The 13300-nt window shown below is 58.1% G+C and carries 7 protein-coding genes; 4 read left to right on the plus strand and 3 right to left on the minus strand.

Going from position 1 to position 13300, the window contains the following annotated elements; genetic code table 11:
• Window positions 1-103: 103 nt before the first annotated feature.
• A complete protein-coding gene (locus tag WS70_RS14800) occupies window positions 104-1549 on the minus strand; it encodes a hypothetical protein (protein ID WP_226382770.1) in 1446 nt (481 codons plus the stop codon).
• A gap of 401 nt (window positions 1550-1950) precedes the next feature.
• Here WS70_RS14800 and WS70_RS14805 point away from each other — a divergent pair, with 401 nt between their 5' ends.
• A complete protein-coding gene (locus WS70_RS14805) occupies window positions 1951-3063 on the plus strand; it encodes an acyltransferase family protein (protein WP_059597618.1) in 1113 nt (370 codons plus the stop codon).
• 153 nt (window positions 3064-3216) lie between these two features.
• Here WS70_RS14805 and WS70_RS14810 read toward each other — a convergent pair whose 3' ends face one another.
• Both WS70_RS14810 and WS70_RS14815 read right to left on the minus strand, forming a co-directional pair.
• Window positions 3217-8433, minus strand: a complete 5217-nt coding sequence (locus WS70_RS14810) for a glycoside hydrolase family 99-like domain-containing protein (protein WP_418230138.1) — start codon at window positions 8431-8433, stop codon at window positions 3217-3219.
• 13 nt (window positions 8434-8446) lie between these two features.
• Complete coding sequence (locus WS70_RS14815) at window positions 8447-9835, minus strand: ABC transporter ATP-binding protein (RefSeq protein WP_059470368.1); 1389 nt, start codon at window positions 9833-9835, stop codon at window positions 8447-8449.
• A gap of 263 nt (window positions 9836-10098) precedes the next feature.
• On the opposite strand from WS70_RS14815, the gene WS70_RS14820 reads away from it, so the two are divergent.
• The 3 genes from WS70_RS14820 (at window position 10099) to WS70_RS14830 (ending at window position 13290) form a co-directional block, all read left to right on the plus strand.
• Window positions 10099-10914: a sulfotransferase family protein gene (locus tag WS70_RS14820; RefSeq protein ID WP_059597619.1), complete on the plus strand. Its 816-nt coding sequence runs from the start codon at window positions 10099-10101 to the stop codon at window positions 10912-10914.
• Window positions 10915-11081: 167 nt separating this feature from the next.
• Complete coding sequence (locus WS70_RS14825; RefSeq protein ID WP_059470453.1) at window positions 11082-11906, plus strand: ABC transporter permease; 825 nt, start codon at window positions 11082-11084, stop codon at window positions 11904-11906.
• Window positions 11896-13290, plus strand: a complete 1395-nt coding sequence (locus tag WS70_RS14830; RefSeq protein ID WP_059597620.1) for an ABC transporter ATP-binding protein — start codon at window positions 11896-11898, stop codon at window positions 13288-13290. The genes WS70_RS14825 and WS70_RS14830 overlap by 11 nt, the downstream gene beginning before the upstream one ends.
• The last annotated feature ends 10 nt before the right edge of the window (window positions 13291-13300 follow it).

Below are 13300 nucleotides of genomic sequence, written 5' to 3' on the forward strand. Positions count from 1 at the left end.
CCCAACCGTCTTGGCGTCCCACATTCATCGAGCCATCAGGCGGCTCGGTGAACACAATGCGAGCAACACCGATATAACGACAGCCCGATTCAGCAGTTCGATCTCATTGCGCGGTGGGCTTCAGGTTCTCAAACACGCGTACGGTTATTTTGAAAGTGTCCCAATACGGGCCACCGAACGACAGCACTTGCTTGAAATCGCGATTCAGCCAAGGGCGATCTTCAGGCGTGTACAAACCGTGCCAAGAAATAATGATGTACTTCGGGTTCCAGTGACGGAACGGATAGTCCATGTCGCCTTCGACGATTTTGCGCGCGACACCCGGAGAGACAAGTCCGAGTTCGTCCACCACTTCGTATTTCGGCCCCAGTCGGAAAGCAAAAGCACCCGGCTCGCACGTAATGATCACCGTACCGTTCGGATTCGCCTTGCGAATGAACTCGGCAGCCGGAACATAGCTAACGATATGCTCGTTGACATTTCGCACGGCGAGCCATTGCGTCACGGAAGCGATACCCAGTTGCGACTTGAACAAGATCACGGCGGCGCCACATGCGCCGACTACCAACACTGCTCTCTTACCGAACGCTTCCTGTTCCCATCCGTTGCCGATAACCACCACCGCAAATGCAAAAATTGCAAATGCACCGGCAAACAAAATCGCGATCACATACCACGCCCAAATACTCACATTAAATGTGAGATACGCCGCCGTATCACCTACCGAATAGCCCACCCATATCAAGGCCAGCAGAAGAAGGTCCTTATTCTTCAAGAACGATGCCAACGACCGCTTCTTCACGAGCACGACGATTGCCGCGACACCGGCCAGCAAACCCACACCCAATATGTATTGCGCGCCATACGCAAGCATTTGGGTTTTCAAATTAACGAGATTGAAACCCGGGAAGTCACGCAACAGCATCTGGGCTTTCTTTGCGATTAGAGTTTCGGGTAAAAAAGCACCGAAATTCCACCGCACAAAAATCAGCCAGCAGACCAGCAGACCACCCAGGCAAATCGCGTAACGCAGCGGATCGCCCATACGCTTCAGCGGCGACTGCGTCCGATCCGAGTTAGCGATATAGGCACCTGCCAAAGGCAGCATGCCGGCCAGCAATACCGTATCGGGGCGAACGGTGCACGCAAGCGCCATCACGACAGCACCCAATATCGGCCGCCGCGCGATCAGATACGTATAGGTGGATGCGAGCGCGAGAAACAGGAATGTGTAGGTCTCATGGGACGACACCGCATTCGCCGCACTGCACGTGAAAAGAGCGACGACGGACAGAAAAGCGAAGAACCATCCGACGACATTCGCAGCGCGCAGTTGAACAATTCTCACGAGAAAGACTGCTATCCCGCCGATCGACAGTGCCGACAGCACCGTCCCGGAAACTGGAATGCCGGCATGTCCGACACCGATGAACAGAGGCATTCCGAAGAAACGGAGAACCGGCTCAACCAGAAAGGAAACGAGATACACCAGCAGTGCATAACCGGCAGCCGTCGTTCCATAGAACCGCTCGCCGATATTGAATCGCAACCCATACCCTTGACGAAGGTTATCCGCATACCTGAACGTGATATACGAATCGTCAACTGCGTATCCCCAATTGTGCCGAACATACAGCACGACAAATATTGCGATTATCAGATAATGTATCGCGAATGGCAGGTTTGCCTTACCTTTAGAATTCATACGCCCGTAAGATCGCTTTATTTTTCGCACAAATACAATCGGCGCCTATGGCGACGCCGGTTTCTGATGCAAGGGACAGATTCGATACAGAACGAGCGAAACCCCTGCTCGCCCGAAACCCTGCGAGCTGCATTCTAGCATTACATCATCGCATTCTTCACGGCAGCGCCCCACTGACGACAGCGCTGGAGACCACGGAACGGCGATGCTATGATCCTCCGTTGCTCCGCACACTGAACCGAAAAATGCCTCCCTCGAAGCTTGGCTTTATCGACGCCTTACGCGGCCTTGCCGCGCTGTACGTCCTGTTGTATCACTTCACGCCGATCACGACACCGCAGGCAGCCGCACCTCGCTGGTTGGCGCCTTTCACCGGGCTCGGCGGTTCAGGAGTCACCCTGTTCTTCGTGGTCAGCGCTTTCACGCTCTGCCTGTCGATGGATGCGCGCAGGCAAGATGAGGCAACGCCGCTTCTCAATTATTACTTGCGCCGTTTTTTCCGTATTGCCCCGCTGTTCTACGTCTGGATCGTGCTGTACTGCATTCGAGACAAAGCAGTATTCGACGCTACCCACTCCATTTCGGAAATCGCGCGAAGCGTGTTTTTCGTATTGAATGTATCTCCGGGCCATGAGCAGGGCTTTGTGTGGGCGAGCTGGACGCTTGGGGTCGAAATGCTGTTTTATATTTTCTTTCCGGCGATTTTTCGGCGTGCCAGCAATATCGGTCGCGCCCTGGCCTTTTTCTTCATCACACTGATGATACGGGCCCTGTGGCACGCCGCAGTGACTTACCTGATTTCGGATCAGGCCGTCGCGGCAACCTATTACAACTTCAGCCTCTTGCATCATTTGCCCACGTTCGCCCTGGGCATCGTCGCCTATCGCGCATACAAACTGCTCGATGTTGAACAAGCCAGGCGATACGGCGTTGGTGAGTTGCTGACGACCGCCGCAGTCGCGTCGCTGCTCGCAGTGGCATACGGGCTCGTCCAGATCGATGTGTTCGAAGGGCTGACGATCCAGGCAGCCATTTATGGAACGCTGTTGATCGGTCTCGCGATCAAAGCGCCGGCCGTCCTCGTCAATCGCGTGACGCGCTTCTACGGCAAGATCAGCTATTCCGTCTATTTGTGCCATGCGACGACCATCTTCCTGATGTCGAAGCTGTTCGCCGTCATCTATTCACGTTCTGCCTACGTGACGGTCGCCTATTTCCTGTCGGTCTCGACAGGGTTGGTGGTAATCACGTTCCTCTCGTGGCTCACGTACCGATTCGTCGAGACGCCGGGCAACAACCTCGGCAAAGCTGCTATCAGAGCAATCCAGCGCCGGCGCGCCGGCAACCTGGTGACTTGATCCTAAACGCCCTGCTTCGCTGACCATTCGCCGCTCCGCGGCGAAATTCTCGATCCGGCGATGTCAGACGCCGCGTCGTGACATTGCATCGTCCGCCCCCCCCGGAATCGGGACAAGGGGTGCGAGAAATCTAGCGCCCCTTGTATCAGCGCATCACTGCGTCACCGCCTCGACCACGCGCGAGTCGACCTCAAACTGCACGCAAAGCTGCCGCGCATATCGGTCGGCAATCTCGATGACGGAAGCGTCGACTGAATGATGTCGACGCACCCATAGCTGAACACTGCGAATCTCCTTGAGCAATGCCTCGGCATCACCGCCGATGGTTACGCTGGCTGCGTGCCTGCGATGCCGATTGAGCGACTTCGGAACGAATGCGATCATGCCTCGATCGGCCACCCGCAGGTAGACCATCCAGTCGCCCGCGACCCGAAACTGCCGGATATCGTCGAAGTGACGCTTCAGGACATCCTCGAGAATCGCTCGCTTGAACACGACCGCGCTGACGTTCGGTATCGTGTTCTTGACCGCAAGCGCGCCGGATATTTCCTGCTTGCCGTCGGCGATATAGGACTGCGTCCACTTGTCGACCGAGATATCGGCCACGTAGTCGCGATAATGCTCGCAGATGAGCTCGCCTGTTTCGGCCATCTGCTTCGATTCGCAGTAGCTCAAGACTGTCCTTTCGTCGTCGAATCCCTGCATGACGGCATCAAGGAATTCCGGATCCGACAGATCGTCCGCTTCAGCTATCCAGACGTATTCGCCCTTTGCCAGCTCGACGCCGCGCTTCCACTGTGCGAAAACCGAACCTGAATTCGCGCTATTGACGACGAGACGATTGTCGACTCCCTGATTCGCCAGCCGTTCGCGAATGGCGTGAACGCTCCCATCCGTCGAGTTGTCGTCCAGCACGATCAATTCGTAGATCGGATAGGTTTGCTTGAGAATCGAACCCAGCCGCTCTTCGACGAAGCGCTCGTAGTTGTAGTTGGGAACCACGACGGAGACGCGCTTGAAGCCGCAATCCAGCATGTCGAGCAGATCGAATACATAGTGGCGGAACGAAAATTCCTCGGCCACGATCCGGGCACCCTTGGCACCCAGATCCTGCGCATGCCCGAAATGCTCGACGACTTCGCGCAACGCGCCGGCGAAAGCCGCAACGTCCTCGAAAGGAACCACGATGCCACCGCCCCGCTTCAGCAGTTCGCAACTGCCGGTCGCGCCATCAAAAGCGACGACCGGCACACCGACTTCCAGCGCCTCGAGTACGACGGACGGGAACGGGTCTTCTCGGGACGTCAACGCAAGAACATCGGCGCCTGCATAGTAGAGATCCGTATCGGCATCGAGACCCGTGAACAAGACTTTGCGCTGCAGGCCGTGTTGCGCGACGATTGCGTCGACCTTCGCCTTGGCCTCGCTCTCCCAATGGCCTACCCAGACGAAATACACGTCATCTCGATCGGCAAGTTCGGCAGCGGCTTGCGCGAACATATCGACGCCCTTGCGAAAGTCGGCGTAGCCCACGCCCAGCACGATCTTCGCATCTCTCGGAAAATGCAGGCGTTCGCGCAACGCGGAACGCGCACGCTCGACGTCACCACGCATATGGTTGCGCTTGTACAACCCTTGGGGCCGTACGCGAACCTGCTGCTCGTTCAGCCCGGCGAACTGCGTGAACGAGCTTCTCACCATTTCAGCCGGGAAAACGACCGACTTCGCGTGAGCCGAAATCTCGGACGCATGGCGCTCGAGGCCATATTTGGTCAGCATGCCCTGCAGTTCGTGAACCAGCGCGATGCATTTGACGCCAGCCCGAGCCAAGGTGCCGGTAAACAGGCCCGACACCGTCGTGTTGCAAATCGCGGCGCCGAAGCCCTGTTGAACGAGCTTGTTGACGAGTGTCTGAGCTTCTTCACCCACGTGATCGAAGCCTGACAGATCGTGGACGGCGCCCCAGCGCTCGAACTCTGCCTTGAGCGGCCCTTCGCCCAGCAATACGGTCGCGACGTCGATGCCGAAATCCGTAGCCAGGGTCTTGACGAGGTTGAGTGCAAGGAACTGCGCGCCATGCGCATACGCATCATGCGAAACGACCAGAATTCGACGCGCGCTACCCGCCGCAGCGGCGCGCGAAAGCGCATCGTTAGTGGCTTGCAGCCATGCGTATCCGTAGCGACGGTCGGGCTCGAGATGCGCACCTTCCGCCCATTCGTTCCACGCGTTGATGAAGACGAGACGTTCGTCCGGATTCTCGATCCGGCGGACAGTATCGACCGAGGCATTGAACAGCCACTCTTCATACAGCTTCGGCGTCGACCCCACGAAGACGGTACCGCGCCCAGGCTTGCGCGCCTCGTTGTCCCACGAGGGCGTCACACCGCGGAACAGACGGTACTCGGCATCCTGATATGAACGGCTGCGCTCCAGATAGTGCGTCCAATCAAGGATATGGCCGGAATATCCGGTGTTGAGCAGCGTTACGCTATCGGCTTTCGACGGCGGATGGCTGTTGTTCGGCGGAAATTCAATGGCTGCATCGAACCCGTATTCGCGCGGATCCACCTTTTCGAACGACTGTGTATAGGCAAGATACAACTCGCCGAGACCGTTGGCGCGAGCCCATTTACGCCATCGCGCGGCGGTCACGCGCGCATCCGGAAGGAGATTCGGGCGATAGACCAGCAGCAGCGGGCGGCCGTCGATACGAATATAGCGCTCATCCCGCATGTACTGAGCGACATGGGTGATGAACGCCAGATCGTCGTCGGGCGAATGATGTTGCGAAATCAGCAGTTCCTGATCCAGGCCATCCCAGCGTCGGGTCCAGTTTTCATTCGCCCAGCACAGGCAGAAGGGCAAATCGAACTCACGGTGCTCGAGATACTGGCGGATCGGCGTTTCCATCAGCCGCTTGCCGCCGAACCAATAGAAGTAGAAGCAGAATCCGCCGAGACCCGCCGCCTTCGCAAGTTCCACCTGACGGCGCTGCACGTCGGGGATCCGCAAGTCATAGAAGCCCAGTTCACCAGGCAAATGCGGTTGATAGTGACCCGCGAACTGAGGCACGGCGCGCGTCACATTCGTCCATTCGGTAAACCCGCGGCCCCACCATTCGTCGTTTTCCGGGAACGGATGGAATTGCGGCAAATAGAACGCAATGGTCTTGACCGGCACTTCGCGCGGCGGCGCAGGCGGGAACGATTGATAATCGAGCGACGGGTTAACCGCCGACACCGGCAAGCGCTGCGACGCGAGATTGACCTCGTCAGCCTTCGGTTCGGGTGTATCGACAGAAGTGGTTTGCACAAGCTCGGCGACCGGGCGCTTCGCAGCATGTTCGCCTAGCGCTTCCGCATGTAAGCGACGTCGGAACATCATCCACTCCTGGTAGGCTCGCGTATGCGCGAACAAACCTGGGAAAAGCCTGAAGAAAAGCCCCTTCACCTTGCGCTTGAGCGGCCCGGGAACCGGCAATCGTCGGTACAGCAACTTGCCCGCCGAATGAATCGCCACGGTTCGCGTCTCGCCACCTTGAATCAGCCGTTTCGCAAAACGCAATGGTCTTGTGATGCGCCATGATGTACTTGCCAACAGTGTGCCGATCTGCTCGTCGCGCCGTTGGACGCTCGACGCCATCCGGTCGATCTCCGCCGCATGGCGCCCGTCTCGCCGGGCCAACTCGGCGACCGTTCGATGGTAGTCGTTCGCAATCCGTTCACGTTCGCGCTCGAGGCCCTGCGCCTTCTCGATGAGAGACTTGTTCTCGTCCGAAAGACTCCGCGTCTGCTCTGCGAAATGCCGGTCCAGAAACGCCAGGCGCACGTTCGCCTCCGCCAACTGCTCGCTGACCTCGGCCAGACGATCGCTCTTCTCGTCGAGCGTCCTCGAAAGATGCTCCCGGAATGCCCGCTGGAGCTCGACGATTTCCCTCAAACTCATCGGCGTCTGCAGTGCAGGTTCGTCGTGGACCTCGACGCCTTCAACGTGTTCCCGTACCGCGGCATGGTCAGCCGGCTCGCTCCTGCGCTCCGCCTCGAGCGCTTGCACTTTCCGTTGCTTGAGCTGTCCTTCCAACTGCATCGCAAATTCCGCGATCGCTCCGACATCCGCACGCGCGGACAAGCGGAGCAACAGCTCACAACCGTTGGTAATTTTGCCCAATATATGGCCGGGGACCGGCAACTCGAACCATGGGTCATCCCCGGGAACAACAAGTTTGATCGGCCAGCCGTCGTCCAGCACATACGCGCCGAACACCTCCGGCTTCGCCACGAAATCGGTGCGCCACGACCAGAATACCTTTCCATCAGCATCAACAAGGTCGACGTCGATCAATTCGACAATGCCCGGACGGTCGATCACATCGACACGTAGCCTCCGCACCTTGAGTTCCGTAGCAGGCTCGCGCAATTCAAGCCGCGCAACACGTTCACTCCCGTCGCCCGGCACGTAACAGCCCATCGCATGACGCTCGGACCACGCGTCGTCCACATCGGTCTGCCAATACACCTTGCATTCGATCCGACCACCCTGCGTCTTGGAGATCGCCTCTCCGGCAACAGCGGATACTTCGTATACCGTCACATCGAGACTCGGCAGTTCGCCGTCCGACGCCAGTGCGACAAAGTAGAGCGGACGTGCAATGCTGACTTGCTCATCGTCGCTCTGGGCGTTTTCCGGCAGCAAGGTACGCATCTGCGCATCTCTCGCGTCAAGCGCCGCAAGCACCGACCCCGTCATGACGCGCTGGCCGTAAAGCACGACGCGCGAAAATTGCATGCGCAACAGCGCCTCGAACTCGTCGAGATACAGCTCCTTGACGTGCCACGGATTGGCATAGCCCGTCACATCCGAGTACTCGTATTTGTTCGGGCTGGAAATGATGACGAGCCCGCCCGGGCGAAGCACGCGCCTGATCTCCCGTATCATCGCCTCGTGCTGATCGTGGTGCTCGATCGTTTCGAAACTCACGACGAGATCGACGCTCGCGTCGCCAAGCGGAATATTCGCAGCGGACCCGACGACGTACTCGAGATTGGCCGCACGCTGTCCGTACTCCGCTTGTGCGTGACGAATCGCGTCCTCGCTGATGTCTACGCCGACAACTGTCGCAGCCTCGCGAGCAAGCGCGAACGATCCGTAGCCTTCACCACAGGCAATATCAAGCACACGCAGCCCCTTCGCCAGCTTGCGTGCAACGAGATACCGGTGCATGTGCTCGACCTCGATCTGGGCGGACATCCCGGGAATGTAGCGCTCACCATCCCAAACCAGATCGTCGGCCTGATCGCTTGTCGTCGCAGTATTCTCTTCGGACGAGGTCAAGGTACTCTCGGTAATCTTCAAATATTCGTTAGACATAAAAGCTCTGTTACTACGCGGCCGACGATGCCGTCACCCCTACACGCAGCATCGGCACGGCAAGAAGGTGATTCGCGACGCTTGACGAATGCACTCGAACCGGCAACGCATCGTGAATCCAGTGCAACTGGACATGGTTTTGCTGGGTGCCGTCGGCAATCGCCACGTTGATCATGTACTCGCCCACCGGCAGTAGCGGCATCGCAAACGAAAAATGGGCGGCCAGCGTGTCACTGGCGCCACAAGTCGCATCCTGACCTTTGCACGTCAGATACGTGTTCTCTCCGAACAGGTGCTGACCGAGATGGTCGTTAAAGAAAAAGCCGATGATGGGCGCGCGGACATCGTCATGAATGGATGCGGTCACGCGAAGCGTCACCCGCTCTCCTCCGACGATCCATCCCAACGGCACATTCGAGTCGTCGACAAATTCCACATTCAAGATGCGCGCGGCCCCGCTGCCAAACGACGCCGCATGGGGATCAAACTGCATTATCTCAATGTCGTTGCGATAAGGCGTCGCATTGATGATCGACAACCGCGTATCGGCCTCGCTCGCCGATATCCGCTTGGGTTTGGGAGACTGGCGTTCATCTATGCCAACGGTACTCGCCGTGGAGTCAAAGTACGCCTCGAGATAGGCTTCACATACTTCTTCGGGATCACCGACACGCATGACTTCGCCTTTATCGATCCAGATGACGCGCGAGCACAGCTTCTTCACGGTCGACGTATCGTGGCTGACGAACAGAATCGTGCCGTTCTCCCTGAACTGGTCCATAAACCGCAGGCACTTCTGATTGAAGAAGGCGTCACCGACCGCCAGCGCTTCGTCCACCACCAATATGTCGGCGTCGACGTGAGCGATGACCGCGAACGCGAGCCGCACGAACATCCCGCTCGAGTACGACTTGACCGGCTGGTCAATGAATTCGCAGATATCGGCAAACTCGACAATCCGGTCGAGACGTTCGTCGATCTGGCTGCGCGAAAGACCGTGCAGTTGCGCGTTCAGGTAGATGTTCTCGCGGCCGGTGTATTCGAGATCAAATCCGGAACCCAGTTCGAGCAGCGCGGCGACCCTGCCTACCGTTTCCACCGTGCCTCGGGTCGGGCTTAGCGTCTGACAGACGATCTGCAGCAGCGTGCTCTTTCCGGAACCGTTCCGTCCGATGATGCCGATGGTTTCACCCTTTGCGACCTCGAAGCTGACGTCGGTCAACGCCCAGAACGCGTCTGCGTACGACTCCGATTTCTTCCGCGCGAATTCGCGCCATCTCCGGCTCGTCAGCGCCCGGCTCGCGAGCCCGAACGCGGCTTGCTTGAGATGGTTTGCCGGATGGTCATACGAACGAAACCCTTTTGCCACTCCGGATGCTCGAATGACAATTTGCTTGGACATTGAAGCCATTCCATGGAAAGCGCGATCCATGCGCGACCGCAAAAGTAACCGGCCTGCTCGGTCCGGACGTAACTGATCATTTTAGCAAACCCGCCCGCTCGTGACAGACGCGGGCACCGCGTATCCATTGCACCCCGAAACGGCGTCAGGCATTGGCGCAAACCGTAACCATACGTAACATGAAGTCCCTTGCCACTCTGCAATAATTGGCGCCAGCCTGACGGCTGTCCACCGCACATCAAGCATCAGTAAAGGTCACACATATGTTCATCGTCTTCGGTTCACCCCGCTCAGGTACCACACTGCTCAAGGAAACGCTCAACCTGCACCCGGATCTGTTCATCCCGATGCAGACGACCCTGATCAGCACCAGCGCCCACCTCGCGGGCAGCATCTCGAACTGGAGCAAGGCGGCTGACGTCATTGCCCGAGCCCTGATCGCATCCGACGACTTCCCGGTCGTCTTCGGGCCATACTTCAACGAGAACGACATATACGACATCGTCAGATCAGCGGAACCCTCGCTCGCCGGCGTGCTTCAGTCCCTCTATGGTGAATTGGCCAAGCAGCTGGGCAAGCGGGAGTGCGGCGACAAGTCGCCGGACGACCTGCTTTCGATTCGAAAGCTCGAAGAGGTGGGGCTGCTCAATTCCCAGATGAAATTCATCCACATCGTTCGCGACGTTCGGGGATCGGTCGCCTCGCTGTTGAACGTCGACTGGGCGCCGACAGGCATCGAAGAGTACTTTCCACGCATCTGGAATTACACAAACTTGCATCTGTATCACGTACTCAAGGATCGACCCAATTACCTGCTCGTCCGCTACGAGGATCTCATCACGACCCCCTCGACAACGGTCGAGCACATCACGCGACTTCTCGGCGTTCCATTTCGCGCGTCCATGCTGGAGTCGAGTAGGCGCGGCCCTGAACTCCGCACCAACCCAAGTCACCTTAACCTCGCGCGACCGTTCCTGCCCGAACGCATCAGCGCGTGGCGCAACCAACTCCCGCCCGAGACGATCGAGCATTGCGAATACAGTGCACGAGAAGCAATGCGAACATTTGGTTACATGTGATGCATTTGCCGCATTCGAGTCCCGAATGCGGCAAATGCATCCCCAAACGCTATGAGATAATCGTTCGTTTTCCTCCCGAAGGCAGAACGAACCACCGTTGTCGCGCATCGCCTGCCCGAACGGGAGTTCGTCCCTACCCCGTGTTACGCCGCTTCCGCTCGCAGACCATGCAAAGCTCCAGTACCTCTCCGATGTACCTCCTGACATCGCTGGTAAAGAATCGCCGACTCATGTTTGACCTCGCGCGACGAGACGCGGTCGGTCGATACAAGGGATCGGCGCTCGGGATTTTCTGGTCGTTGCTGACGCCACTACTGATGTTGAGCGTCTACACGTTCGTGTTCAGCGGCGTGTTCAAGTCGAGGTGGGGCAACCAGTCGACCCCGGGATCGCACGGCGAGTTCGCGATCGTGCTGTTCGCCGGCATGCTGACGTTCAATATATTTTCCGAATGCGTGAATCGTGCGCCGTCCATCGTGCTGGCGAATACCAACTTCGTGAAAAAGATCATCTTCCCGCTCGAGATCCTGCCTTGCGTCACCCTGCTGTCGGCACTCTTTCATGCGTTCGTGAGCGTGACGATTCTCCTGGTTGCAGAATTCCTGATACAGGGGCACATCCCTGCGACGGCGCTACTGTTGCCCGTGGTGCTGGTGCCGCTCTGCCTGCTGATACTGGGAATCTCCTGGCTGCTGTCCGCGACTGGCGTGTATCTGCGCGACATCGGGCAGACGATCGGCATTTTCGTCACGGCGTTGATGTTCCTGTCCCCGATATTTTTCCCTGCATCGTCACTCCCCGCGAACTTTCAGCGGTTCATTTACTGGAATCCGTTGACCTTTCCGATTGAACAAAGCCGGAACGTCCTGATCTGGGGGAAACCCATCGATTGGTCGATGTGGGCCATCTATCTGGCGATCGGCCTGATCGTGTCGTGGATCGGTTTTGCCTGGTTCCAGAAAACGCGCAAAGGATTTGCGGATGTCATCTGAACACGTCATTCAGGTTACGTCGCTGAGCAAAGGCTTCAAAACGTATAGTCGGCCTTCGGATCGCCTGCGCCAGTCGCTGTACGGTTTCGCCGCCCGCCTGTCGCCGGTCCGCTCGCTCAGGACATGGTTACGCCACCGCGCCGATTCTGCCGGACGGACCTTTTGGGCCCTCCGCGACATTGACCTGACCATCTCTCGCGGCGAAACGGTCGGCATCATCGGCAGAAACGGGTCCGGCAAGAGCACGCTGCTGCAAATCATTTGCGGAACACTGTCGCCGACCGGCGGCGCTGTTCATGCAACGGGGCGAATCGCTGCGCTGCTCGAGTTGGGATCTGGCTTCGATCCCGAATACACTGGGCGCGAAAACGTCTACATGAACGGACAACTGCATGGCCTTTCGAAGGAACAGATTGACGAGCGGTTTGCGGCCATCGAAGCGTTCGCGGATATCGGTCATTTCATCGATCAGCCTGTCAAGACCTATTCGAGCGGGATGTTTGTGCGACTGGCCTTCGCCGTCATCGCGCACGTCGACGCCGATATCCTCGTGGTCGACGAGGCACTTGCCGTCGGAGACGCATTCTTCACGCAAAAATGCATGCGCTTCCTGCGTAAGTTCATGCAGACCGGGACGATCCTGTTCGTCAGTCACGACACGTCGGCCATACGAAGCCTGTGCACACGCGCCGTCTGGATCGATCGCGGAGCCATTGTCGACGAAGGTGACCCGAAAGACGTAAGCAACCGCTACCTTCAAGCCTTCTACGAATCACAGCAAGGCAGGAGCAGGATCGCCGCCGCACCATTGATCGCACGCCCCGACAGCGATGCCGAAACACGGCTGGACCAGCGCGCGCGGTTCCCGTTCCGTGATCTTGCCGTGCGCAATTTCACCTTTGATCCTTCGGGAGCCGATTCGCCCCCCGATGGCGCGGCAACCCTGCACACCGTAGAGCTTCTCAGGGAAGACGGCAGCCGGATGTTGTGGACCACCGGCGGAGAGATCGCGACGCTGTGCGTCGAAGCATCCGCAGCGTGTCACATATCCGCCGCAGTCATCGGATTCACCGTCAAAGACAAGCTTGGGCGCCAGTTGTTCGGCGATCATACGTACTGGGCATCGTTCGATCAACCGCTCGACCTCTTGACGAATGAGCAGATCAGGGCGCAATTCACGTTCGTCATGCCGATCCTGACGCCCGGCGAATATGCTATCGACATCATCGTCGCAGACGCGACGTTATCGGGCAACCAGGTTCTGCTGCATCGGCACGATGCGTACATTTTCAAGTCCGAAGCCCCGTCCTCGTCGACCGGGCTGGTCGGGATTCCGATGCAGATTTCGATGTCTGTCGACGTTGCTGCTACGCCGCGGACCTAACACCCCCTGC

Origin of the sequence: Burkholderia mayonis (assembly GCF_001523745.2) — a bacterium.
Classification (GTDB): domain Bacteria; phylum Pseudomonadota; class Gammaproteobacteria; order Burkholderiales; family Burkholderiaceae; genus Burkholderia; species Burkholderia mayonis.

What these genes read in the sequence shown, in the direction of transcription:
- WS70_RS14810 (WP_418230138.1), bottom strand. Translation starts at nt 8,433, where the DNA reads ATGTCTAACGAATATTTGAAGATTACCGAGAGTACCTTGACCTCGTCC.
- WS70_RS14815 (WP_059470368.1), bottom strand. Translation starts at nt 9,835, where the DNA reads ATGTCCAAGCAAATTGTCATTCGAGCATCCGGAGTGGCAAAAGGGTTT.
- WS70_RS14830 (WP_059597620.1), top strand. Translation starts at nt 11,896, where the DNA reads ATGTCATCTGAACACGTCATTCAGGTTACGTCGCTGAGCAAAGGCTTC.
- WS70_RS14805 (WP_059597618.1), top strand. Translation starts at nt 1,951, where the DNA reads ATGCCTCCCTCGAAGCTTGGCTTTATCGACGCCTTACGCGGCCTTGCC.
- WS70_RS14820 (WP_059597619.1), top strand. Translation starts at nt 10,099, where the DNA reads ATGTTCATCGTCTTCGGTTCACCCCGCTCAGGTACCACACTGCTCAAG.
- WS70_RS14825 (WP_059470453.1), top strand. Translation starts at nt 11,082, where the DNA reads ATGCAAAGCTCCAGTACCTCTCCGATGTACCTCCTGACATCGCTGGTA.